This window comes from Halobacillus sp. Cin3 (assembly GCF_947311855.1).
In the GTDB taxonomy this organism is placed as follows: domain Bacteria; phylum Bacillota; class Bacilli; order Bacillales; family Halobacillaceae; genus Halobacillus; species Halobacillus kuroshimensis.
Genome location: NZ_CAMZMV010000001.1, coordinates 811705 through 836986 on the forward strand (window position 1 = coordinate 811705; position 25282 = coordinate 836986).

Annotated in this window: 26 protein-coding genes and 1 pseudogene; 2 read left to right on the forward strand and 25 right to left on the reverse strand. The window is 47.1% G+C overall.

Annotated features, from left to right (window positions below; all coding sequences use genetic code 11):
* The first annotated feature begins 13 nt into the window (after positions 1-13).
* A complete protein-coding gene (locus QMA39_RS04390) occupies positions 14-2695 on the forward strand; it encodes a PBP1A family penicillin-binding protein (protein WP_281658070.1) in 2682 nt (893 codons plus the stop codon).
* 36 nt (positions 2696-2731) lie between these two features.
* Here the strand turns inward: QMA39_RS04390 and nth are convergent, their stop codons facing one another.
* From nth to QMA39_RS04470, 16 genes are all read right to left on the reverse strand, one after another.
* Positions 2732-3391: an endonuclease III gene (gene nth / locus QMA39_RS04395; protein ID WP_206932782.1), complete on the reverse strand. Its 660-nt coding sequence runs from the start codon at positions 3389-3391 to the stop codon at positions 2732-2734.
* A gap of 9 nt (positions 3392-3400) precedes the next feature.
* Positions 3401-4096 (reverse strand): DnaD domain-containing protein, encoded by a 696-nt coding sequence (locus tag QMA39_RS04400; protein ID WP_027954388.1) that lies wholly within the window; start codon positions 4094-4096, stop codon positions 3401-3403.
* 94 nt (positions 4097-4190) lie between these two features.
* Positions 4191-5483: an asparagine--tRNA ligase gene (asnS, locus tag QMA39_RS04405; RefSeq protein ID WP_027954389.1), complete on the reverse strand. Its 1293-nt coding sequence runs from the start codon at positions 5481-5483 to the stop codon at positions 4191-4193.
* Between the two features lie 21 nt (positions 5484-5504).
* Positions 5505-6689, reverse strand: a complete 1185-nt coding sequence (locus QMA39_RS04410; RefSeq protein WP_206932787.1) for a pyridoxal phosphate-dependent aminotransferase — start codon at positions 6687-6689, stop codon at positions 5505-5507.
* A 12-nt stretch (positions 6690-6701) separates the two neighbouring features.
* Positions 6702-7229, reverse strand: a complete 528-nt coding sequence (locus QMA39_RS04415; protein ID WP_281658071.1) for a DUF5590 domain-containing protein — start codon at positions 7227-7229, stop codon at positions 6702-6704.
* Complete coding sequence (locus tag QMA39_RS04420) at positions 7192-7362, reverse strand: YpmA family protein (RefSeq protein ID WP_084163023.1); 171 nt, start codon at positions 7360-7362, stop codon at positions 7192-7194. Before QMA39_RS04420 ends, QMA39_RS04415 begins: the two co-directional genes overlap by 38 nt.
* Positions 7363-7434: 72 nt before the next feature.
* Positions 7435-10242 carry an ATP-dependent DNA helicase DinG gene (gene dinG / locus QMA39_RS04425; protein WP_281658072.1) on the reverse strand — a complete coding sequence of 936 codons (2808 nt, stop codon included), beginning with the start codon at positions 10240-10242 and terminating at the stop codon, positions 7435-7437.
* An 80-nt stretch (positions 10243-10322) separates the two neighbouring features.
* Positions 10323-10715, reverse strand: a complete 393-nt coding sequence (gene panD / locus QMA39_RS04430; protein ID WP_281658073.1) for an aspartate 1-decarboxylase — start codon at positions 10713-10715, stop codon at positions 10323-10325.
* 19 nt (positions 10716-10734) lie between these two features.
* Positions 10735-11601 carry a pantoate--beta-alanine ligase gene (gene panC, locus QMA39_RS04435; protein WP_206932797.1) on the reverse strand — a complete coding sequence of 289 codons (867 nt, stop codon included), beginning with the start codon at positions 11599-11601 and terminating at the stop codon, positions 10735-10737.
* 10 nt (positions 11602-11611) lie between these two features.
* Positions 11612-12433, reverse strand: coding sequence for a 3-methyl-2-oxobutanoate hydroxymethyltransferase (panB, locus tag QMA39_RS04440; protein ID WP_027954395.1), 822 nt, complete (start codon positions 12431-12433; stop codon positions 11612-11614).
* Positions 12426-13418 (reverse strand): biotin--[acetyl-CoA-carboxylase] ligase, encoded by a 993-nt coding sequence (locus tag QMA39_RS04445; RefSeq protein ID WP_206932798.1) that lies wholly within the window; start codon positions 13416-13418, stop codon positions 12426-12428. The genes panB and QMA39_RS04445 overlap by 8 nt, the downstream gene beginning before the upstream one ends.
* Positions 13394-14593 (reverse strand): CCA tRNA nucleotidyltransferase, encoded by a 1200-nt coding sequence (locus tag QMA39_RS04450; protein WP_281658074.1) that lies wholly within the window; start codon positions 14591-14593, stop codon positions 13394-13396. Before QMA39_RS04450 ends, QMA39_RS04445 begins: the two co-directional genes overlap by 25 nt.
* Positions 14583-15713, reverse strand: coding sequence for an N-acetyl-alpha-D-glucosaminyl L-malate synthase BshA (bshA, locus tag QMA39_RS04455; protein WP_027954398.1), 1131 nt, complete (start codon positions 15711-15713; stop codon positions 14583-14585). Before bshA ends, QMA39_RS04450 begins: the two co-directional genes overlap by 11 nt.
* Before the next feature lie 7 nt (positions 15714-15720).
* Complete coding sequence (gene mgsA, locus QMA39_RS04460) at positions 15721-16134, reverse strand: methylglyoxal synthase (RefSeq protein ID WP_027954399.1); 414 nt, start codon at positions 16132-16134, stop codon at positions 15721-15723.
* A gap of 15 nt (positions 16135-16149) precedes the next feature.
* Positions 16150-16950, reverse strand: a complete 801-nt coding sequence (gene dapB / locus QMA39_RS04465; RefSeq protein WP_206932800.1) for a 4-hydroxy-tetrahydrodipicolinate reductase — start codon at positions 16948-16950, stop codon at positions 16150-16152.
* Complete coding sequence (locus tag QMA39_RS04470) at positions 16950-17279, reverse strand: nucleotide pyrophosphohydrolase (RefSeq protein ID WP_281658075.1); 330 nt, start codon at positions 17277-17279, stop codon at positions 16950-16952. The genes dapB and QMA39_RS04470 overlap by 1 nt, the downstream gene beginning before the upstream one ends.
* 164 nt (positions 17280-17443) lie before the next feature.
* Here QMA39_RS04470 and QMA39_RS04475 point away from each other — a divergent pair, with 164 nt between their 5' ends.
* Positions 17444-18316: a YitT family protein gene (locus QMA39_RS04475; protein ID WP_035531335.1), complete on the forward strand. Its 873-nt coding sequence runs from the start codon at positions 17444-17446 to the stop codon at positions 18314-18316.
* Between the two features lie 56 nt (positions 18317-18372).
* Here QMA39_RS04475 and QMA39_RS04480 read toward each other — a convergent pair whose 3' ends face one another.
* The 9 genes and pseudogenes from QMA39_RS04480 to QMA39_RS04520 all read right to left on the reverse strand — a co-directional run bounded on the left by QMA39_RS04480 (position 18373) and on the right by QMA39_RS04520 (position 25242).
* Entirely contained in the window at positions 18373-19047 is a 675-nt protein-coding gene (locus QMA39_RS04480) for a zinc metallopeptidase (RefSeq protein WP_027954403.1), read from the reverse strand.
* 59 nt (positions 19048-19106) lie between these two features.
* A complete protein-coding gene (locus QMA39_RS04485) occupies positions 19107-19601 on the reverse strand; it encodes a hypothetical protein (RefSeq protein WP_206932801.1) in 495 nt (164 codons plus the stop codon).
* A gap of 244 nt (positions 19602-19845) precedes the next feature.
* A complete protein-coding gene (locus QMA39_RS04490) occupies positions 19846-20427 on the reverse strand; it encodes a DUF1405 domain-containing protein (RefSeq protein WP_035531338.1) in 582 nt (193 codons plus the stop codon).
* A gap of 311 nt (positions 20428-20738) precedes the next feature.
* Positions 20739-21497: pseudogene (locus QMA39_RS04495) on the reverse strand (c-type cytochrome); the annotation flags it as partial.
* Between the two features lie 25 nt (positions 21498-21522).
* On the reverse strand, positions 21523-22197 hold the full coding sequence (gene qcrB, locus QMA39_RS04500) for a menaquinol-cytochrome c reductase cytochrome b subunit (protein ID WP_027954406.1): 675 nt from the start codon (positions 22195-22197) through the stop codon (positions 21523-21525).
* A gap of 3 nt (positions 22198-22200) precedes the next feature.
* Positions 22201-22707 (reverse strand): ubiquinol-cytochrome c reductase iron-sulfur subunit, encoded by a 507-nt coding sequence (locus QMA39_RS04505; protein WP_027954407.1) that lies wholly within the window; start codon positions 22705-22707, stop codon positions 22201-22203.
* A gap of 134 nt (positions 22708-22841) precedes the next feature.
* On the reverse strand, positions 22842-23297 hold the full coding sequence (locus QMA39_RS04510; RefSeq protein WP_281658076.1) for a YpiF family protein: 456 nt from the start codon (positions 23295-23297) through the stop codon (positions 22842-22844).
* 100 nt (positions 23298-23397) lie between these two features.
* A complete protein-coding gene (locus QMA39_RS04515) occupies positions 23398-23958 on the reverse strand; it encodes a ReoY family proteolytic degradation factor (RefSeq protein ID WP_027954409.1) in 561 nt (186 codons plus the stop codon).
* Positions 23959-23988: 30 nt separating this feature from the next.
* Complete coding sequence (locus tag QMA39_RS04520; RefSeq protein ID WP_027954410.1) at positions 23989-25242, reverse strand: tetratricopeptide repeat protein; 1254 nt, start codon at positions 25240-25242, stop codon at positions 23989-23991.
* Positions 25243-25282: the final 40 nt, after the last annotated feature.

A 25282-nucleotide genomic window follows, 5' to 3' on the forward strand; every position in this document is an offset into this window, starting at 1 on the left:
GAGGATATGTAACATGGCAAACGATAGCCAGTCGCGTACAGCACGACGAAAACAAATGAAATCATCGAAAAAAACTAAAGGAACATCAAAGTTCAAAAAAATCTTTATGACCCTGTTAACCATAGGAATCGTTCTGATGATCGGTGTCGGTGCATTATTTACTTATTATGCTGTTTCCGCCCCCGCTCTGGATGAAGAGAAATTATCCGATCCATTTTCTTCGAAAGTGTATGACGATGACGGTGAGCTTATTGCTGATCTCGCCGGGGATGAAAGGCGTACAAAAATTACGTACGATGATATTCCTGCGGTCATGGAAGATGCTGTGCTGGCAACGGAAGACGTCCGCTTTTACGATCATATCGGTATTGACTTCCAAAGAATCGGCGGAGCCATTCTAGCCAACATCACAGGCGGGTTTGGAGCTGAAGGTGCCAGTACAATTACCCAGCAGGTTGTCAAGGAGTCCTTCCTGACAACAGAAAAAACGATTAAGCGGAAAGTTCAGGAACAGTATCTGGCCATTAAACTCGACCAGGAATATTCCAAAGAAGAAATTCTTGAGATGTACCTGAACAAGATCTATTACGGCGCAGGTGCCTACGGGGTAGCAGAAGCCGCAGAAACGTATTTCGGTAAAAAAGACCTGAATGAACTAACCCTGCCGGAAGCCGCTTTGCTTGCAGGTCTGCCCCAGCGTCCAAGTGGATACATGCCTTTTGAAAACCCGGATCTCGCCAAAGACAGGATGAATACAGTCTTGAGCCTGATGGTACAGCACGGCAAAATCACAGAAGCCGAGGCTGATGAAGCAAGGAATGTTGAAATTGAGGACATGCTGATCGAGAGACAACAGGAAGAAGCCACTCCTTATCAGGCCTTCATTGACAAAGTTGCCAAGGAAGTTGAGGAAAAAATGGATGGCGCTGATATTTACAAAGACGGATTGAACATTTATACAACCTTGGACACGGATACACAGGATTATGTCCAGCAGCTCCTCAGCAATGAAGGCGGTATTTCCTGGCCAGACGATGAACTGGAAACCGGTCTTGCTGTAACGGATACCAAGACAGGTGCTGTCAAAGCCATCGGTGGAGGACGGAACTATCAGAAAGAAGGCTTTAACTTTGCAACGGATATCAACCGTCAGCCTGGCTCCACCTTCAAGCCGATTGCTGCTTACGGGCCGGCGGTTGAATACAATAAAATTTCCACCTATCACCAGCTCAATGATGAACAGACAGACTTTGGTGACTGGTCGCCGAATAACTTTGACAATCAGTTTAGAGGATGGGTTTCTGCCCGCTATGCCTTAAGCCGCTCACTGAACATCCCTACCATTAAACTTCTGCAGGAAGTCGGCGTGGATAAGGCTCAAGACTTTGCCGAAGGACTCGGCGTTGATTTCGGAGAAGAAGGCATGTCCTTGAACGATGCCATTGGAGGAGGATCAACAGGTATGAATCCCCTGCAGATGGCAGGTGCTTATGCGGCCTTCGGTAATGAAGGCGTCTATGTGGAGCCCTACACTGTTGAAAGTGTTGAAATTCCCGGAGAAGGTACGATTGATTTAAAACCTGAACCGACTTCAGCTATGAGCAGTGCGACGGCTTATATGGTATCCAACATGCTGCAGACGACGATGAGTGAAGGCTCAGGTTCGGCTGCCAACGTTCCCAACCTTACAGAAGCCGGGAAAACAGGAACCACGAACATTGGAGATGTAGCCAACAACTCATGGTTCAGCGGTTATACGACGAATTATTCCATCTCCATCTGGACGGGGTATGGAGAAGATAACTCCCGTGGACTGTCAGATGCAGCTAGAAATATTCCGAAACAGATATTTAAACCTTTGATGACCCAGATATCTCAAGGCACGGATACAGCTGACTTTACGAAACCTGATTCCGTAGCCTGGGTGGATGTTGAGGAAGGATCCAATCCTGCCCGCCTTCCGAGTGATTATACACCGGAAAGCCGGATTGTTACAGAGCTCTTCCATGTAGACAATCAACCATCCAAAGTGTCACAGGTATTCCAAAAGCTTGACCCAGTTAAAGGATTGTCCGGTCAATTCAATGAAGAGTCATCGACGATTGATTTGAGCTGGAATTATGGCAGTAGTGATGGCGTGACCTTCCGTATCGCTGCATCCATTAACGGCAGTGAAAGCAGACAGCTTACGACAACGAAGGATACCAGCGTGGAAATTACCAGCATCGATCCTGCTGCCACCTATGAATTCTCGGTCGTTGCCATCAGTGATAACGAAGAAGCTGAAAACAGCGATCCTGCCACTGTTCGTGTTCAGACACCTGGCTCTATCGGAGATGAAGAACCGGAAGAAGAACCGGAGGAAACCGAAGAGAACGAAGAGAACGAAGAAAATAGTGATGAAGAACCGCCTTCTGATGAGCAGGAACCAGCAGAAGAAGAAAGCGGAGAATCTGATGAAAACTCCGCTGGAGAAGAAGGCAGCGGTGAGGAAAGTGAAACCACCCCTGAAGAAGAACAGGAGAACAATCAAGAGAACGAAAACAGCGAGCAGAATAATGAAGATAACAGCAATCCGGACACCAACAATGGAAATGCCGGAGGAAATTCTGATGAAGGCGGCTCAGAAGAGCAGCCCCCTCAGGAAGAAAATGACACAGAGTTACAACAGAATGAAGAAGATGAAGAAGAGTAAAAAAATACCCGTACGCTATGATGCGTACGGGTATTTTTATGCGTTTTTTTCTTTTTTCTTCATCCTCTTCTGCCCTTCCCTGCAAAGGGAAAGCAGCGGGCATTCTTCACAGTTGGGGCGCTGGGCTTTGCAGTGATAGCGTCCGAAAAAGATCATCCGGTGATGCGTGACGCTCCACTCCTCTACAGGGACTTTCCGCATCAATGTTTTTTCTACTTCAAGGACGGAGTCCTTCCAGCGGCAGATGCCAAGCCGTTTCGAAACACGCTCTACGTGTGTATCCACTGCGATGGCTGGTTCATCAAAAGCAACCGAAGCAACAACATTTGCCGTTTTCCTCCCCACCCCGGCAAGGCTTTCCAGCTGTTCTTTCGTGGGGGGAACTTCGCCGTCATACTTTTCAAGCAGGGTTTCCGACAGCTTTTTAATATTTTTGGCTTTGTTACGGAATAGGCCGATCCGCTTAATGTCATTCTGAAGCTCTTCCAGCGGTACGTTCACATAATCTTCGGGACTTTTATATTTGGCGAATAAATCCGGTGTCACTTTGTTTACCAGCGCATCCGTCGCCTGAGCAGATAGGACGACAGCTACGAGAAGTTCAAATGGATTGGTATGATTCAATTCACATTCAGCATCTGGATACATCGATTGGAAAATATCCAGGCAGTAACGAATTTGTGATTTATTTAACATGAGCCTTTTTTATGAATCCTCCTCCAGCCAGTTGTAATAGAGAGAAATATCCCTCTTTTTTCTTTCCTGGTTCTGTGTCCGCTGGGCGGGCTGACCCTGACGGAACTGCCTTCCCTGCTCCCTGGCCTGCTCCACCGTGCGGATTCCTTTTTTCTTCCATTCCCTCAAAATCCGGTCGATATATTTAAAATTAAGCTTACTCATCAATACAGCTTCTCTTAATGCCGCTTTAATTAAAGCAGGTGACTGCTCCTCTTCATCCAGCCAGATGTTGATCGTTTCAATCTCAAATGGTGACAAAGGTCTGCCGAATTCCTGTTCAAATAATGGAAAGATGTTATCCTCGTAATTCGTTTCCTTTTGCGGACGCGCTGTGTTCACGGTGAACAGTTTCTCCCATAATGGTTCAAGAGAATAACGCTCATTGAGCACCTGATGTTCATTATGGTTCTGCTCAATGGTCATCAATCGTTTTTGAATAAGGCTGCGCAGAACTTTTGAACAGTCCTGGCTTGTGATAGATAAATGCTCTGCGATTTGTTCAGGTGTCGGAAAATCATTTCCTTCTGTTCCGAACCTGTGAATCTGCAGCAGGACAACCAATTCGGTTTCATCCATATTCAACTGGTGATAATGCATCAGCAGCTGTTTGGGAACGACTATTTGGTTATCAAGGATGTCTTGAAAGCTTTGGTATTTTCCCAAATGAATCCCTCCGTTCCTATACTTGCTCATGGAATGAAAAACACCGATAAGCCTCAGGCTGGACATCGGTGTTTTTTCTCTGCCGTCTATTTTATCATGGATACAGGCGGTTAAGCAGACGCGGGAATGGAATGGTTTCACGCACGTGCTCGACACCTGCGATCCAGGCGACTGTCCGTTCTAACCCCAGTCCAAAACCTGAGTGAGGCACGCTGCCATACTCACGAAGCTGAAGGTACCATTTATAGGCATCTCCGGAAAGGCCGTGTTCTTCATAACGCTGTTTCATCAGTTCAAGATCATCAATACGCTGGGACCCACCGATGATTTCTCCATACCCTTCAGGGGCGATCATGTCTGCGCATAATACTACTTCCGGACGTTCCGGATCCGGCTTCATGTAAAACGCTTTGATTTCTGCCGGGTAATTCGTGATGAACACCGGTTTGTCATATGCTTCGGCAATCGCCGTTTCATGCGGTGCACCGAAATCTTCTCCCCACTCAATGTCATCAAAGCCTTTTTCCTTCAACAGTGTTACTGCATCATCGTAGCTGATTCTAGGGAACGGTGCCTTGATTTTTTCCAGTTTTTCTGTGTCACGGCCGAGCGTATCGAGTTCGATTCTGCAGTTGTCCAATACTGACTGGACCACATGGCTGACATACTGTTCCTGGACTTTCAGGCTGTCCTCATGATCCATAAAGGCCATCTCCGGCTCAATCATCCAAAACTCAATCAAGTGACGACGGGTTTTGGATTTTTCCGCACGGAACGTTGGTCCAAAACTGAAAACGCGTCCGAAGGCCATGGCTGCCGCTTCCATATAGAGCTGTCCACTTTGAGAAAGATAGGCATCCTCTTCGAAATACTTCGTATGGAACAATTCCGTGGATCCTTCTGCTGAGGAACCGGTCAGGATTGGTGGATCAATTTTGACATATCCGTTTGTATTGAAAAACTCATACGTTGCGCGGATAATTTCGTTCCGCACTTTCATAACCGCATGCTGACGCTTGGAACGGAGCCACAGATGGCGGTGATCCATTAGGAATTCTGTTCCGTGTTCCTTTGGCGTAATCGGGTAGTCGACCGCTTCCTGAATCACTTCAAACCCTGTCACCTGCATTTCATAGCCGAGGGGGGACCTTGTATCCTCTGCAATCACACCGGTCACATAAAGGGAGGTTTCCTGGGTAAGCCCTTTGGCCTCCTGAAACTTTTCTTCGCCGATGTCCGCTTTTACGACGATCCCCTGCATGAATCCTGTACCATCACGGAGCTGCAGGAAGGCGATCTTTCCGCTGGACCGCTTATTACTCAACCAGCCACCAATGGTGACTTCTTCTCCAATATGTTTTGCTGCTTCTGAAATCGTTGTTTTCACACTAATACCTCCAACACTGCTTTATGATTGATGTTTTTCGACGAACCGCTTGATACGTCCGGCTGCTTCCTCCAACTGCTCCAGGGAAGTTGCATAAGAAAGCCTGACGTTCTCAGGACTTCCAAAGCCGGATCCGGGAACCAGAGCGACTTTTTCTTCGTCCAATAATGCTTTCACCATGTCGTCCACAGATGAAAAGCCGCATAGGGAAGCGGTCTCCTGAACGTTCGGGAACAAGTAGAAGGCCCCGGAAGGTTTGGCACACTTCACTCCAGGAATCTCCAGAAGAAGCTCATGAAGAACGTCCAGCCTTTCCTTGAATGCTTTTTTCATTTCCACTACTTTTTCTTCTGAGCCTTTATAGGCGGCAAGTGCCGCATACTGGGCAATAGAAGTTGGATTTGATGTGGAATGGGAAGCCATATTGGTCATCCCTTTAATAATTTCTTTTGGACCAGCAGCGAATCCGATTCTCCATCCTGTCATGGAATGGGATTTGGATACACCATTGATGATCACTGTCTGATTGTATAATTCATCTGATAGCTGCGCAATGGAAACATGCTTTTCTTCGGTATAAATCAATTTCTCATAAATTTCATCCGAAACGATTAACAGTCCGTGTTCAAGACAGATGTCTCCCAGAGCTTTCAGTTCCTCTTCAGAATACATCATACCTGTCGGATTGCTCGGTGAATTGATAATCACCGCTTTGGTTTGATCTGTAATGGCCGCTTTCAACTGCTCCGGTGTCAATTTAAAGTGATTGGCTTCTTCTGCTGGAACAATCACCGGATTACCTTGAGCCAGTTTGATTTGTTCCGGATAGCTCACCCAGTAAGGGGCAGGAACGATCACTTCGTCACCTGGATTCAATATCACCTGGAAGAGCGTAAACAGGGCGTGTTTGGCTCCTGTTGTCACTATGATTTGTTCGTTGGAATACGTCAGCGCCTGATCGCGCTTCAATTTATCGGTGATGCTTACCTTCAATTCAGGAATTCCACCCGCTGGTGTGTATTTTGTCAATCCATCATCCATCGCTTTTTTAGCGGCGTCCAGTATATAGGAAGGCGTATTGAAGTCCGGTTCTCCCGCTCCAAGTCCGATGACATCATGTCCTTCTGCCTTCAACGCTTTCGCCTTGGCTGTAATCGCTAATGTCGTAGATGGTGTTAATGATTGTACACGTTCTGCTAACTTCATGAACCTCACTCCTTAATTGTTTTGTCGGAACGCAAACCTCTGATCAAAGGAGTCTCCGCTTAATGTAAAATAATCAAGTACATATCTGCCCTGCTCATCAGTATAAACGAGCTCAAAGACAGGCTGTTCCTCTTCGTATCCGTAGGAGACATCCTTGAAACGGCAGTCCGGACAGTTCGAGGACCACCGGCTGATCAGTTGTTCTTCTGAGAGAACTTCAGCTTGATTCACATCGGTCAAAACCGTGTCGACTGCTTCATTGATGAAAACGAGCGAGGATTCTCCGTCTGACCCTTCCCCTTTTACGACGAACACTTCTGTTTCCCCGTTGTACGTTTCAACCTGATCGACGGTCGTCAGATTCGTTTTCTGGACGGCAAAGGCTGCGGCCTGTTCGTGGCCTGCGGTTCTGTCCTGATTAATTTGTGTATACATCCAGATGAAAAAAATAAGTGAAAGAAGGACAAGTCCAGCGATAATTCCGCCGCCCCATTTGACCCAACTAGGTACGGTATATGGTGAAGACTGCGGTTTCAGCATCGTCATCATCCAGCGCCATTCCAAACATTAGATTATCTTCTTTCAATGTACGATTCAATGTGTCTACCACTTTATAGAGGTCATCTGTCTTTTTAATTTTAACCGTAGATAACGTTTCTATTTTGTTTTCCATCGTGTCATCCTCCCTTTACCAGGCCTGTGCCCGATTGTAATTATAACAGCTCTTTAAGCACCAGGGTATCGGTTACAGCCAGTTTTCAATCCGGTCCATTAGTTTTTTTGTCGAGTCATAAACGACCGGTATATCAGGAAGGGATGATAGAAAATACTTCCCATATTTCGCTTCCATCAGACGCTGATCACACACGATGACAACGCCTCGGTCACTGCTGCTTCTAATCAGCCGCCCGAACCCCTGTTTAAATCGGATAATCGCCTGTGGAAGGGACTTTTCCATAAACGCATTTTTCCCTTCCTGTTTTAGCCGTTGATCGATCGACTTCTGCACAGGCTGATCCGGGGGTGCAAAGGGCAGCCGGACCATCATGAGACAAGACAAATCATCCCCTGGAATATCTACACCTTCCCAAAAAGAACTGGTCCCGAGAAGGATGGCCTGATCGAATGCCTGGAAATTCTTTTTCAAACGGTCTCTGCTTCCGCTCGAAATCCCTTGTGCGAAAATCATAAATTCTTCAGGATCTATGAATTCCTTTAAGAGACTATATGTCCGGCGGAGCATATCATAGGAGGTGAAAAGCACCATCATCCGTCCGTTTGTGACATGTGCTGTCGAATAAATCGCTTCACTCAAAGCTTCGATAAATGTATCGGGATCGTTTTTAATATCAGGGAAGTCATCCGGGACCAACAGCTGCACCTGTTCGCGGAAAGGATATGGAGAAGGAATCGATGTCTCGATGACACCTGGTTCATCCCCAAGACCCAGCGATTCACGGATGTATTTGAAGGAATCTCCAGTTGTAAGCGTGGCACTGGTCAGTACGACGCTCTTCTTCTGATTGAACAACCGTTCCTTCAAAATGCCGGGAGTGTTCAATGGCTCACTATACAAATAAATCGAATTGGCCGCCCCTTCCCCTTCAATTTCAATCCAGCGGACACTCTCTTCATCCTGACTATCGAAATAGTCGATCAACTGATCCCGGATATCCAGACAGACATCCTTTTGTGTATGGATTCTCGAAAGAAGGATAGGAATGCCGTGGTCTTCTTTTAATGTAAGAAGGATCTGCAGTTCATTCTGCATGGACGTCATCTGCTCGGTTATGACAAACACAGCAGACAAAAAGCGGTTCGACATTTCCTTCGCACTCTGCATGAACGAGGCAGACCGTTCTTTTTCCAGAGTCATCTGTGTCCGCCCCACATCACTTCTGCCTCTGCTTGAATTCCTTTGTTTTTTCACATGCTGGTAAATGTACCTGGAAAACTGGCTGAGTTCTTCCTTAGCTTCATCAACGGCCTTTTGGAGTTTATTCAGGTGGCTGTAAAAGGACTGCGGGACAGGCCATCCCTTATACAGACTTTTCTGGGCAAGTTCCGTCGTCTGCGTTAAATACCTCTGGAGATCCCTGTAGTTCATCCGCAGGCCGAAATACCTTCCTGCTACGGCTTCCAGGTGATGGGCCTCATCCACAACGGCACGATCATAGGAAGGCAGGGATGTTTCTTCTTTGATGATATCAAGACAGAACAGAGCATGGTTGGTAATGATGATATCAGCCTCTTCCGCTCTTCTCAACGCCCATTGGAAAAAGGAATCATCTGTATACCCGAGCTGTTCCGTTTTGGAGGACTGCTCGGCTGAAACCTTATGCCAGAATTGACGGCCGTTCGAAGGAAGCTGAACTTCATCAATATCACCGGTTCGCGTTTTAGTGAGCCAGACGAGAAGCATGGCTTTCGTCAGAGCTGTATCATAATTATCCTGATAGCTGCGCTCAAGCTCATATTGAAAGTGAATCAAACTGATGTAATGACCTTTACCTTTGTATAAAACGGCACGGATTGGTCTTGGAAACATCCGTTCAATTTTCGGAATTTCTTCTTCAAGAAGCTGTTTCTGCAGACTGTTGGTATGTGTCGTTATTAAAATACGCTCGTCATTTTTCACCGCATGATAGACCGCAGGAAGAAGGTAGGCGGCGGACTTCCCGGTACCGGCCCCTGCTTCGATCACAGCGTGACGGTTCTCTTCCAGAGCCTTGTGGACATGGGAGGTCATTTCCTGCTGTCCCTTCCGGATTTCATATTCCGGAACCATTGATTTCAGACCGTTCTCCCCTTCATATACCTCTTTATTCCACTGCTCAAATGGTGGAAAGATTGGAGAAGAAGCGGAACGCACTTCATCCGGCCGGCGGCTCCGGACAGCTATACCGTACAAAATTTCGATATCGGTGTCTTTTTGGGTCCGATACCTCGCTTCCTCTACCGCAGACTCGATAAAGGACCTCAAGTCACTCTTCAGCTTCCCCTCGATTTTCAGAAGCTGGGATAGTGTCCTTTCCGGAAGGGCCTGCATCTGTTTCAGCAGATACTGCAGCAAGTCGGCAGTCACCTGGGCATCTGACAGCGCTCGATGTGGGCGGTCATGGCCCATGTCCAGCTTTTCAGCCAGATGTCCGAGCTTAAAAGCAGAAGAAGTCGGCAGCATGATCCTGGCCAGTTCTACTGTATCAATGATGGGATTATGTAAGCGTGGAAATCCGCATCTCTGCAATTCATCATTCAGGAAACCAAGATCAAATTCAATGTTATGCGCCACGATATAAGCATCTTTGAATAATGGATGAATGTCTCCAGCAATTTCTGAAAACAATGGCGCATCCATGACATCCTCTTCATCAATCCCGGTCAGAGACGTAATAAAAGGTGGAATGTCTCTTTCCGGATAGATCAAAGAAGAGAATTCACGAATCACGGAACCTGCTTCATTCATTAGAACGATTCCAATTTCAATGATCCGGTCTCCTTTTGGTGATGCGTTTCCTGTTGTTTCTAAATCTACGATTGCAAATGTTGTCATGTTACCCCTACTTTCACCACAAAAAGGAAGGACCCTGCCTTCACGGACAGGCACAGATCCTCTTCTTATGCTTTAAGCTTTCAATAAAGTGGAAGCGTTGATAAAGGCGGCTCTTCCTCTATCATTTCCACGACCTGATTCCGTTCATTCATGAGAGCAATTTTTGGACGGAATTCCCCAAGCTCTTCCTCACTAAGCACGGCATAAGCTACGATGATTACGATATCACCGGGCTGCACGAGACGGGCGGCTGCTCCGTTCAGGCAGACAACGCCACTGCCTCTTTCTCCGGCTATCACATAGGTCTCCAGCCGTGCACCATTATTATTGTTGACAACCTGGACTTTTTCGTGGGGAAGAATCTCCGCCTGATCCAGAATATCATGATCAATCGTAATGCTTCCCACATAGTTTAAATTCGCTTCCGTAACACGGGCGCGATGAATTTTTGATTTCATCATCGTTCGAAACATCTTGTTTCCTCCCTGTGCCTCACCCTGTTGTTATCTTTCCATTCCGGTCAAAAACCACATTATCAATCAGCCGGGCCTTTTCATAAAAAACGGCAGCGGCCAGAATAACAGGCCTGTCTATGACGTCCACAGATGTCAATTCAGGATAAGATAGTAATTCAATATAGTCTATTCTACCACGAGTTCTGCTTTCGAGAAACTTTGTAACCGATTCTATGATTCGGGCGGGGCTCCTCTCCCCATCCTCCACCATCTGCCTTCCTGCCTGCAGGGATTCCTGAATCGCCGGGGCCTCATCTCTTTCCCCCGCTGTGAGGTGGACGTTACGACTGCTTTTGGCAAGGCCGTCTTCCTCACGCACTGTAGCTACAGGGACGAGTTGGATATCATAATTGAAGTCGTTGATCAGCGCATCAACCACTGCCACCTGCTGAGCATCCTTCATCCCGAAATAAGCTTGATCAGGCATGACGATGTTGAATAATTTAGTCAAAACAGCGGCCACCCCGTCAAAGTGTCCGGGCCGGCTTTTCCCACACAGCACGTCCGTCCTTTTCGTGACAGACAGCTGAATTGACATGGGCTCCGGATACATCATGGCTGTGGTTGGTAAAAATAAAACATCCACGCCGTGTTCTTCAGCTAGGTTTCTGTCCCGCTCTTCATCGCGGGGATATGTATCCAGATCTTCTCCAGCTCCAAACTGCAGTGGATTGACGAAGATGCTGAGGATGACTATGTCATTTTCGCTCCGGGCGGTCTCGATCAACTTCAGATGTCCTTCATGAAGGTAACCCATCGTTGGAACAAATCCCACGGTGCGTCCTTCCTTTTTCACCTGTTTCACATGCTGCTGTACATCTCTAATGTTACCTAATACTTTCATTCCCAATCACTTACTCCTTTGGAAGACCCGACATATTCATTGTAAACGTATGTTTTTCCTCAGGAAATTCCCCGTTTTTAACCTCTTGTACATAGCGGGAAATCCCGTCACCAAAAGCTTGATTTCCATCGGTGTAGGACTTGACAAATTTAGGAAGACGCCCCACTCCATAGTTGAGAATATCATGATAGACGAGAACCTGCCCGTCACAGTCGGCTCCCGCTCCAATACCGATGGTAGGGATATTCAGTTTTTCGGTTATTAAGGAGGCCAGCTGACGAGGTACACATTCGAGAACGAGCATCATCGCCCCGGCCCTCTCGATTTCCAATGCCTCATCCAATAAACGCGCAGCGGTTTCCTTGTCTTTTCCCTGCACTTTGTAACCACCGAGCACATTGACCGACTGCGGCGTCAGTCCGATGTGTCCGACAACCGGAATGCCGGCTTTGACAAGCTTAGCCATGGTTTCAGAGACTTCTCCGCTTCCTTCCAGTTTCAAAGCCTGTGCGCCCGTTTCCTGGTAAAGCTTTTTCGCATTGCTGAGTGTATCGGCTGTGGAAATGTGATAGGACATGAACGGCATGTCTACAACTTTGAAGGTTTGGCCTGCCCCGCGGCTGACCGCTTTTCCGTGATGGATCATATCCTCGACGGTCACAGGAATCGTGGATTCATAACCGAGGACGGTCATACCAAGACTGTCTCCGACTAAAATCATATCAGCCCCCGCCGCTTCCACTAGTTTCGCAGAAGGATAATCGTAGCTTGTCACCATCGTTATTTTTTCTTGATCGTGTTTCATTTGAAGGAACTGCTGTTTGTTAAGCAAGATATCCACCTTCTCCCCAATGAATTTCCGCTGAATATAATTTCTCTTCTTCCCCTGTCTTTCTCCTGGCGCGCAGAGCTCCATCCGGTTCGATTCCCAGAAGAGTCGCTTCCCACGTCTCTTTCATCGTCGAAATCGTGACGTTTTCCCCGATCTTATATCCATACTTCTCCCAGTCTTCCTTGACCGATTGAAAACCATCACGGATGAACTGGTCGTAGGAGGATTCAAACAATGTAAGAAAATGCTGGATCGTTTTTTGTATGTTCCAATCAAGGCCGGATTCGATTTTAAAGGAAGAGGCTTTATAACGGATGTCAGAAGGGATGTCTTCCTCCTCCTGGTTGACGTTCATGCCGATGCCAAGCACTATGTACTGGATCGTATCCTGTTCCGCCTGCATTTCTGTAAGAATCCCCGACACCTTTTTGTGATGGATCAACACATCGTTCGGCCACTTGATCTGTGGCTCAAGATCGGAGCGCTCATCAATCATTTTAGCAATGACCGTAGCCGCAAGAAGGGTCAACTGCGGTGCTTCCACGGGTGGCAGATCCGGCTTGAGCAGAAAGCTCATCCAAATCCCTTTCCCTTTCGGTGAGTCCCAGCTCCGGGCCATCCGTCCTTTCCCTCCGACCTGTTCATCGGCGACCACAACGGTTCCATGTGGTTTCCCCTGCTTGGCCATCTGATGGACAATTTCCTGGGTGGACTCCACCTGATCATAATGATACAACTGGTGTCCCATCCACCGGGTTTCAAGACCCCACTGTAATGTGTTTTCGCTGATCTTGTCCGGGAACCCGTGGATTTTATACCCTTTCCGTTGAACCGCTTCGATTTCATAGCCGTCTTTTTTCAATTCATTCATATGCTTCCATACAGCAGTCCTTGATATATTCAGCTGTTCAGATAACTGCTGGCCGGATATATGACCTTCCTGCTTCGTCAATAATTCAATCAAATGTTTCCGGGTGGATTCCATGTGATGACCCACTCCTTTATTTTTTCATAATCGTTCTCCAGCACCCCTTCGACTACACGGCGCTCCACGGCCTTCATCGTTTCTGATATCCAGGGGCCTTTCCTTTTATCCGGGTGCAAGGCAATCAAGTCCACCGACTCAAACTCAAGGTCTTTCCTATCGCATATTGGCAGGTGATGCTTCCGATCCAACAGGCGTTCTTTTATGCCACGGTCCATTCCTGCCGCTTCCGTCACACGGTCAAATGAACTGTACAATGATTCCGGAAGACAGTAGGCCAGCCATGAGGTCACATCATCTGCATCCGTATAAAGGTTCATGGCTTCCTTCAGTTGATCCGTCTCTCTTTTTTCCTGATTCGATCGTTTCCACGTTTTAAGAAAAGCAGATACAGAAAAAGAAGAATCCTGAAGACAGAGGAAGATAGCGATCTCGGGCCACGATTTCAAAGGACTGAGCGGAGGATTTTTCTGGAGGCCCATATCTTCAAGGAAAGGAAGCTGATGAAACAGACCGGTTTCATCAAGAAGCCCCAATGCATTCTTTATGCCTTGACCAGCGAAGGTTTTTCTTGTCTCTTCTGCAACTCGTTCCATTGAGATGTTCGCGAGTAGTGAAGCCTGCTTTACAAGCGCCTCTTTTGTGGTGCCTGTCACTTCAAAACAAAGCTGGCTCGAAAAACGGACGGCCCTCATCATTCGTAAAGGGTCTTCCTGAAATCGGTCGTAAGGATTGCCGACAGCCCTGATCTGTTTATGCTTTATCGCCTTCCTACCATCAAAAGGATCAATGATCCTGCCGTGTCGGTCCATAGCCATTGCATTCATCGTAAAGTCCCGCCGGGCAAGATCTGTTCGAATATCAGAGACAAAGGTCACCTCATCCGGATGCCTGTAGTCCTCATATCCGGATTCTGTACGGAATGTCGTCACCTCATAGGAGGTGGACCGGTGTCTGACGATGACCGTGCCGTGCTCGATACCTACAGGAATGACCTTTTCAAAGATTTCCTGGATTTTCGAAGGAGGCAGAGATGAAGCGATATCTATGTCACCAACCGCTCTACCACTTACATGATCCCTAACAGCACCACCGGCTATATATGCTTCTCCACCGGCTTCCTCAATTCTCTGCATCACCTCAAAGGCCTGTTCAAAAAGAGGGTCATGCTTCATCAGCGAGCACCTGCCGATACAATTCTTCATATTCATTCAAAATGGTTGCTGTGGCAAATTTATCCTGCACAACGGTTTTCGCCCGTTCAGACATTTGGTGATGATGGTCCTTGTCAGCCAGGATTCTATTGGCGAAATATGCCGTCTGTTCAATATTCCCCAGTTCAGCTATATAACCCGTTTCACCGTGATCAATAACTTCCGGTATCCCTCCGATATTGGTGCCGATGGACGGAACACCGCAGGCCATCGCCTCAAGAAGAACCAGCCCAAAGCTCTCTTTTTCGGACAAGAGAAGCTTAAGATCAGCAATAGAAAGCAGATCACTGACATTTTCCTGCTTCCCAAGGAATAATACATCCTCATCCAATCCGAGGTCCTGTACAAGCTGATAACAGGCGGAATACTCCGGACCGTCACCGACGAGAAGGAGCTTTGCAGGTCTTTCCGACCGGACTTTAGCAAAGGTCTGGATCACATCAGGCACCCGCTTCACCTTCCTGAAATTGGAGATGTGGATCAGGACAGCGTCCTCATCCTTGATGCCGTAATGGTCCTTCAAGTGCTGGTTCGACTTCCGGTAATATTCACGTTCATCCACGAAATTGTAAATGACATCAATGGAACGATCTGTATGTAGCATTTCCTGCGTCTGTTCCACGAGACTATGGGATACAGCGGTCACACGGTCAGACTGCTCAATACCGAATTTGATCATTTCCTGGAGGCTCGTATCGATCCCCAGAACAGTAATATCCGTCCCATGAAGGGTCGTTATGATTTTCACATCACGGTTACACATCTGCTTGGCTAAAATAGCACAGACCGCATGCGGCATCGCATAGTGCACATGAAGAATATCCAGTTCTTCACGGTTGATGACATCCGCCATTTTTGCTGCTAATGCCAAATCATAGGGTGGATGTTGAAACACAGGATAGCTGCTGACCTCCACCTCGTGGTAATAAATATTCGGATACACCCGGTTCAGCCGGAAAGGTACCTGTGAGGCCACAAAATGTATTTCATGTCCATTTTCAGCCAGCAGCTTTCCCAGTTCTGTTGCGATGACACCTGATCCCCCGACAGTCGGGTAGCAGGTGATTCCTATTTTAGCCATACTACGTTCACTCCTGTTTTCTGTTCTCTTCTATGATGCTGTTCCATTCAATATCGTCATGATCGAGAGCTCTTACCATAATCTCTGCGCCTGCCAGGTTCGTTGCAACTGGAATCTGGTGGACATCACAAAGGCGCAGAAGAGCACTGATGTCCGGTTCATGAGGCTGGGCGGTAAGCGGGTCTCTGAAAAAAATGACCATCTGCATTTGTTCGTCTGCAATTCTCGCTCCAATCTGCTGATCCCCGCCGAGCGGACCGGATTGGAAACGTGTGACGTCCAATCCCGTTTCATCCGCAATCCGCATGCCTGTAGTACCCGTTGCGAAAAGTTCATGCTTCGAAAAAACACCGGCATGCTTTTTTGTAAACTGAATGATATCTTCTTTCTTTTTATCATGGGCAATTAAAGCAATATTCATGGTCAATCTCCCCTTTTAATCGAGTAGATGCTCTAATCCATAAACCAGCGTATCCAGTTCAACAGCTTTTTCAACAGCAAGCTTTACGCCGCTCATGAAGGATTCCCTGTGAATGGAATCATGCTTGATTGTGAGTGTTTCCCCAAGTCCACCGAAGACGACTTCCTGGTGAGCGACGAGCCCCGGAAGACGCATACTATGAATTCTCATCCCCTCTTCATCAGCACCACGGGCGCCCGGCAGAGTTTCTTTTTCATCCTTGTGGCCCTGATGATGAGGATTGCGGACTTCCTTAATCAATTCCGCCGTTTTCACCGCTGTCCCTGATGGGGCATCAAGCTTCTGGTCATGATGTTTTTCAATGATTTCGACATCAGGAAAATGCTTGGCGGCCCATTTGGAAAACTGCATCATTAAAACGGCGCCGATGGCGAAGTTCGGAGCAATGACGGTACCCAGCTGTTTTTCTTCGGCAAGACTGGTCAATTCCTGAAGCTGCTCCTGTGTAAACCCAGTTGTGCCGACCACCGGACGCACCCCATTGTTCAGCGCAAGCTTTGTATGGATATACCCGTTATCCGGTGTCGTAAGATCGATCAGTACGTCCGCCTCCACCTCATTCAGGCAGGCTTCAGCATCCGTGTAGATCAAAGCGTCCAAGTCAGGGAGTCCGTGGATATCCTTGACATTGATGCCGTCATTTTCCCTGTCAATACATGCGGCCAGGCTCAGGTGCTGCTCCCGTTGTATCATATTCAAGGCTTCACTGCCCATTTTACCACGAGGTCCTGCTACAATCACCTTAATCGTTTCCATTACTTTTCCTCCTTTTTGGTCCAACGGTCTTTGTCCCGTGTTTCAATTTTGCTCATGGACTGCTCAAATGCCTCAGACAGGTCGATATCAAGAGAGTTCGCGAAACAAGTCAGCACAAAGATTACATCGCCAAGCTCCTCTTCCAATGCTTTATCCTTCTCTGTCTTTTTCTTAGGTTTCTCCCCATACCGGTGATTGACTTCCCTTGCCATTTCTCCAACTTCTTCTGTAAGCCTTGCCTGAAGGCTGAGAGGTGAGAAATACCCTTCTTTAAATTGTGATATGTAGTTATCGACACGTTTTTGTATGTCCTGTGTTGTATATTCCATTATAGATCCCTCTTTTCCTTCACGGATTCTCTCTAAATGTTAGCCAAAAGGAGCTCATTTGACAAATTTTCCGTTTATTCCACCTTCTCCTGCCTGTTCATATTGCCGCTCATTCGACAAACAACTATAATGATAATCGTGCAGATGACCTTGGAGGTGGACATATGAAAATTTTCGGACTGCGTTTAAAAAATATAACCCTGATCATACTGGGGTCCGCTGTGTTTTCGTTCGGGATCGTTCATTTCAATATCCAGAATGAACTCGGTGAAGGCGGCTTTACAGGGATCACCCTTTTACTGCTGTATTTATTCAACTGGGATCCTGCTGTGATGAACATTGTTTTGAACATTCCCGTCCTTTTTATCGGATGGCGTATTTTAGGACGTACCACATTTTTGTACTCCTTGATTGGAATTGTCGCGGTTTCTGTATTCATCGCCCTGTCCCAGCGATTTATGATTACCATCGACCTTTCGGATGACCTTACACTGGCTTCGCTGTTTGCCGGGGTATTTATCGGCGTCGGTTTAGGAATCATATTCCGCTACGGCGGAACAACCGGCGGTGTGGACATCATCGCCAGGCTCATCAACAAATACCTCGGCTGGAGCATGGGCCGGGCGATGTTCGTTTTTGATGCTCTCGTGATTTTCATTTCTGCCATTACTTATCTGGAACATGTCCGGGGAATGTATACGCTTGTCGCTGTTTTTGTCGGTGCGAAGGTGATTGATTTCATCCAGGAAGGTGCCTACGCTGCCCGTGGGACGACAATCATATCGGAAAAGAGCGAAGAAATCTCACAAAAAGTTATGCAGGAGATGGATCGTGGTGTGACCGTACTTGACGGCCGTGGGTCGTTTTCCGGTTCCAAACGGGATGTTCTCTATTGTGTAATTGCAAAAAACGAAATTGTACGGCTGAAGACCATTATCGAACAAATTGACCCTCATGCGTTTGTAGCCGTCAGTCACGTCCATGATGTGATGGGTGAGGGGTTTACATTGGATGAAAACAAAAACCCCATTGACTAAGACCATCCTGGAAAACAAAAAAAGACCTCCGCTGCCGGAGGTCTTTTTCCTGTCTTTTACTCTTCGTTCATCCCAATGAACATGAATACGAAGCGGAGAAGTTCGGCAAGGGCAACGAGTGCACCTGCCACATATGTCATTGCCGCAGCATTGAGGACCTTTTTCGTTTTCCGTTCTTCATCGTTCCGGATAACGCCGGTCGACACCAGCTGTGCCATGGCACGGTTGGAAGCATCGAATTCTACAGGCAGTGTAACCAGCTGGAACAGCACGGCCGCTGCGAAGAAGACAATCCCGACTAAGACAAGGCCTGTCATCTGAAGCAGCATACCACCAATCAATAGAAAAATGGAGATATTGGAACCAAAGCTTGCTACCGGGACGAGGGCGCTTCGGAAACGAAGGAAAGCATAATCCTGAGCATCCTGTATGGCGTGCCCCACTTCGTGTGCTGCCACTGCTGCACCAGCTGTGGAGCGTCCGTGATAAATGTCTGAAGAAAGACGAATCACTTTGGAGCGCGGATCGTAATGGTCTGTCAAATGGCCGCGGACTTCTTCCACAGCTACATTAAAGAGGCCGTTGTCATTAAGAATTTTTCGTGCTACTTCAGCACCTGACATGGACGATGAAGTAGGGACTTGTGAATATTTTTTGTACGTAGACTTCACTTTAGACTGAGCCCACAAAGGGATAATTAAAATCAAAGCAAAGTAAATGATAAAACTCATTTGTCATTCCTCCATAAGAATGGTTCTTAGGTCAATTTTAGTCAAATCCCTGTGGAAAATCAACTATTATGTTCTTTTATTGTGTGTCTAATTTTTGAACGGGAAGGATGCTTCCTCACCCCTACATAAAAAAGAACAGCAAGGATAAATCCTCCCACCCCTGCAGCCATACCCGTCAAGGACACTCCTTCATCGGTGCCTTGGACAAACGCATCGACCATTGCGGATGCAGAGGCAGCCGTGTCGGTCGTCGGTTGAAGATGATGCTGTTCAAGTGCCTCCCGGAGCTGCTTGGTGTCAACAGAGTCATACACGTGCATCACGACGGGCTCAAGGTCTTCCCAGTCCAGAAGAACCTGCTCCGCCGGAGTACTAGACAACCCCTCACGAAAAGCTGCTAATTTTTGTTCCACTGCTGTCTCTCTGTCTGGTGCTGTGATCACTTCAAAGAAAAGGAGAGCCGCTTCCGACGGCCGGTCTCCATCTTGGTACATGTTCAAATCCTCCCAGACGGCCCGGTCCTCTTCCGACACCCCGCTCATATATGTTTCCATATCCGGCCATCTGCTATGCAGGAGCCTCTCTGCTGCCTCAGTTTTTCCGTCATGTAGAAGTGACCTGTACTGGCTGTAAAATCGTTCCCACTGCTCCTGGGCTCCCTCACCCCACCCACCATGCAGGCTCAGCGGCATGAGCGTGAATATCAGGGATATGAACACAACTTTACACACCTGTCCCATTTCACTTCTCCCCTCTCATTATCCCGGTTAGTTACATGTTATGAAAAGGGATCCACATTTAGACGTTCTGTATCTTTTTCATAAGGTAATAGGCTGCGCCTATACAGAACAGACTCAGCCAGAAGGTGAAATAGCCGATTTCCTTCATATGCTCCATAATAGCCGGGTAGACAGGCATCTGTTCAAAGACATAGTCAATGACATCATTATGAAGAGTCCATACAGCAGCAAAAAGAATATGCCTGGTCCGCATCGCATAAAAGGGTGCATACAGAATCCCTTGAACAGCCATGGCACTATGAGAAAAAATAAGCATATAACCGGTCCATGGCAGAGCGCCATATTCCATAAAGGTAAGACCATTCATCACCACCGCCCATACACCGTATTTAAGCAGAGTTATGAGCGCGAGGGCTTCTATATATGGGACATTCCTTCCAAATAGATAAAAACCAAGAAAGATTGTAAAAAACAAGCTGGCTGTGGGGCTGTCAGGAACAAACAGGAGGAAGATCGGTTCTGTCACCTCCAACTGCGGTTCATACCACAGGTACCCGTAAATGGTTCCTCCGAGATTAACAAAAAATAATACGATTAAAAAAAGCCGGTGCGTCAAAATATATGTCAACATCTGTTTCATGCGAACCTTCCTCCTGTAACAAAAGAAACCGCGCATATTTCAGCGCGGCATTCATCAATCTATTTTGTTCATTCTTCAGAAGACCCGTTCTCTTCTTCTGAATCATCACCATTCTCTCCTTCAGAAGAACTTTCTTCATCGGAAGATTCTTCTCCTTCAGATGAACCTTCTTCCCCGGAAGATCCCTCTTCATCAGACGAGCCTTCTCCTTCGGAGGAGCTTTCTTCTTCCGAAGATCCTTCTCCTTCAGATGAGCCTTCTCCCTCTGAAGATCCTTCCGCTTCAGATGAGCCTCCTTCTCCACTGCCGGCGCCGACAACAAACTCAGCAAGCTGCTGAAGTTCCTCATCTGTTCCGTTAAAGATTCCTGCCGGCATGGCGCCTTTACCATTCACGGCAATATCTTTCACTTGGTCAACAGTCAGCTCTGCATCAATTAATGCTGGATAACTCCCCTGACCTTGAAGGGCGTCGCCGTGACAGCTTAGACAGTTGGCTTCATAAACGGCATAACCTGGAGCTGATTTATCAATGGTTGATTCAACCGCTTCCACGTTCACGCCATATTTCTCCGCACGCATTTCGTAATCTGCATGTGTGACGGACTCATACGTAAGCCAAAAGGTGGCTGCGAAGCCAAGAAGCATCAGACCTACAGCAATTGGACGCTTGTGAGGACGTCGTTCCGGCCCCCGGTCCAGGAACGGTGCAAGCAGAAGTGCACCGAAGGCAAGCCCCGGCATAACAATTGCTCCCAGAACAATATAATCTCCGCCGGCAAATTGATATTTAAGGAATTGATACAAGAACAGGAAGTACCAGTCCGGCAGCGGAATGTAACTCGCGTTGTTTGGATCCGCCTGCTGCTCCAGCGGTGACGGGTGGGCAGCGGTAAGTATTAAAAACCCGATCAGAAAGACCGATCCTACCAGCCACTCTTTCAACAGGAAGTTGGGCCAGAACGCTTCCGTGCGGCCTGGATATTCTGAATAGTCTTTTGGTAAATTGGCTTTTTGTTCGGCAGTGACCCTTGAATCACCGACGAACTTCATCCCTTTTCCCCTATGCACAGCTTTCCCTCCTTCTTTTGCTATTTTATAGTGGTCCGGAAATACCTTGTTTACGGATTAGGACAAAGTGGAAGGCCATTAATCCGAACAATGCAGCCGGAAGGAAAAATACGTGGATAGCAAAGAAACGTGTAAGCGTTTGAGCACCAACAATCGATGGGTCACCGGCAAGCAGTGTACGGATTTGATCTCCGATAAACGGTGTTGCCGCTGCAATCTCAAGACCTACCTGAGTAGCGAAATAAGCTTTGTTATCCCATGGAAGCAGATATCCTGTAAAACCAAGACCAAGCATGACAAAGAACAATAGGACCCCAATCACCCAGTTCAATTCACGCGGTTTTTTATAAGCGCCTTGGAAGAATACCCGCAGTGTATGTAAGAATAACATCACAATGACGAGACTGGCGCCCCAGTGGTGCATCCCACGTACGATTTGACCGTAAGCAACCTCTCGCTGTAAGTAATAAACGGATTTCCATGCGTTCTCAATATCTGGTACATAGTACATGGTCAGGAACATTCCGGACAGAATCTGAATGACTGTTACGAAGAATGTAAGACCACCAAAACAATAAACAAATGCTGAAAAGTGATGCGCCGGGTTGACGTGCTCAGGAACTTCGTGATCCGCTATATCACGCCATAACGGGGTTACATCGACACGCTCGTCCACCCAGTCGTAAATTCTCTGAAGCATGTGTTATGCCCCCCCTCTGTCTTTTGCTTCACCTAAATAAAGCATACCTTCTTTGGTTTCGTGCTCAAAAACAGGTAATGGTGCGGTCGGCGGTGTGCCCGGAACGTTATCGCCGTCTTTTGTATAACGGCCCCCGTGACACGGACAGTAGAACTCATTCGGGTACTCATCATTGGAACCCCAGTCCACTGTGCAGCCTAAATGGGTGCAGATCGGTGACAGGGCAACGATTTCATCATTGTCATCCTTGTATACCCAGGCTGTTTTCTGTACTTCAGATTCGTACCAGCCGTCCACCTGATCGATGGTCCACTCGAAGCGCTGCGGCTCTTTTGTGATCTCATCGACAGAAGCAACCGATTTCAAATCTCCGCCTTCTTTGGATTTCAAAACGGGATCGATTGCGAACCGAACCATCGGAGCAAGCATACCGGCAGCCATGAAACCGCCTACACCAGTGAGCGTGTAGTTCAGAAACTGACGTCGGGACACCCTCTTTTTATCGCTCATACTTTTCCCCCCTCTATGCTGTAATCCATGCAGCATGGATCGATCACACATGGTTTAACTAGGACATTACCATGATAGCGCAATCTTATAGCCTGGTCAATAAAATATCAAACCTTGTCGGAAGTTTTATCCAGTCACCAATAGGCCTGGATAAGTTCACTGATGCCGCGGGCCTGTTCCTTCACAAATGCCTGTGTTTCTGTCGATTTCATGCTGCCGCTGGACATCCCTGGCACCCAGATTAAACGACCGGCCAGATCATCCTCATGTTTCTTCCAGCCGCTGTCGAACGTAAATAGGAAAACGTGTTCAAACGGCTGTTTCCTGAAACGCTGAATCCACTCATTTAATCTTTCTTTCTCCTTTTCGTATCCACCCTTTAAATAGGCATAGTCAGGGGAAAGAAAGATTCTGCCTCTGTATTCTTTTTCAATCAGGTTCGTAAACACCTGATTCAGCTCCCGTTGGAAAGCCTGCCCGGCCATCTGCTGATCCCCGGCGGGGTCAAATGGTATCAGTGGAATCATTAACGTGTCCACATATTGTTTTTCCGGTAAGTACTGGGTCATATCTGCTTTCGTCCATTTCATAAGTATCCCCTGCCTTTGTTATGTACGTTTTTCTATATTTTACTACATAAAAATAAAAAATAAAGTCAGCGAACATCATAGGATGCTCCTGACTTTATTTTTAATAAAACGCACTCAGTTCCTCTTTCACTTTTTCAAGCCGGCCGCACAACTCGGTAAAAACCGTCCGTTCCCCATTGATCAGGGATTCATCAATCTGTTCTTCAATCTGCTTTCTCCGGTGCTGGAGGAGGCTGATTTTCAACAGCCGGTCTGCTTCATTCTTATCACGGTCGTTTAAATAATAATCTTTGGGAAGATATGGATTTTCCTCAAGAACAAGCGCATATTTGGAACATTGCTGGGCATTCTCGAAGTTCATCTGAATATAAACCGGCTCCCCCTGATTCATACGAAGATCATGAAAGGATTTTTCCGCATCGTTGGTCATCACCTGACCTTTATAAAACCGGAAAGGGGGATCGGAAACTCCCTGCGCACTAATTTCCATACCACGGGGACAAAACTTCACTTCCTGGACGAAATGAACACTGGATAAAAGAGATTCATGATTCATTAAATAGTTAAGAATCCAGACACTTTCCCTCTTTTTCAACTGAAAGTGATTCAAAAACCAGCGGACAAAATCTTTTTTCTCATCCACAGAAATTGGTGTCTGCATATGCGCCCCTCCTGCGCTTTAGTTTTCCATTTATTCCTCATTCAGACGCTTAACGAAATCCTCGATCTCTGTATCAGCAGGGTCGATGGCAAGGTATTCCTTGAATACACGTACCCCTTCTTCCCTACGGCCGTCCTCAATGAGGAAGTATCCGTAGGATTTGAGAAAGTCGGTGTCTTCCTTAAGGGAAAGATAAGCCTGGCTGTATTGTTCATAGGCTTCCTTGAATCGCTCTTCCTCTTCCAGGGCCAGGGCCAGCTCCCATAGATAATGCGGATCTTCCTCACCTAAGGAGATCAGTTCTTGAATTAAATCGATGATCTGATCATAGTCCTCATCGGATTTATAGTTTTCAATCAGAAACAGAACAGCTTCTTTATAACCGGGATCAAGGGCGACCGCTTCCCGCATGAGACGGTAACCTTCTTCCTTTTTTCCCTGACGGTGGGAAAGACTGCCGGCCAGGTGGTAAAGTTCCTTGTTGAATTCGTCTTTAGCAAGGCCTTTTTGAGCCATATCAAGGGCTTCCTGAGGCATCCCTTCGGACTCATAAGCCTGAGCCAGGTGCGGATAAACCGATTGGAAGTAAGGATCCTTCTCAATCAGCTCCTCCCAGACGTGAATCGCGATATCATTACGGTTTGCCTGGAAAGCCACAAATCCATAACGGAAGAGAACATCCGGATTGTCCTCTTCCACCTTTTGGAAGAATTCCAGCGCCTGCTCAAATTCCCCATTGGCTGCATAGGCTTCAGCCAGTCGTGTGGCCACTTCTATATCACCAATCACAGGCTGATGGTACATAGCATTTTCATAATACGGGATACACTTGGAGTACTCTCCATTTGAAAACGCGAGTTCACCAAGAGCAAAATCAATAATGGCTGAGTTCGGCTCCACGTTTTTAGCAGCCAGAAGTTTTTGTTCGGCTACTTCATACAGCCCCTGGGCCTGATACAGGTCAGCAAGCTGTACCAGCGCCTGAAGATAGTCTTCGTCTTCAGGTCCGAATTGGTTCAGCAGTTCGATTGCTTCATCATCTTCATCTAGATCGATGTGAATTTCTGCCATCATCACTTTCAATTCCTGCTCTTTCGGATAGCGTTGAATCAGTTCGTGAAGCACCATTTTCGCTTCTTCCAGCATTCCCCACTGCATGTACAGTTCTGCAATGGTAAAACGCTCCTCTTCATCCGCCTCTGGCAGATATGTTGTCAGTGTGTGTATTGCATCTTCCGTCTTATGGGCTTCCATTTGACGAATGGCTTTTTGTATTTCCTCCATGATGACATCCTTTCCACGTAAAGCACATACATGTGATTCT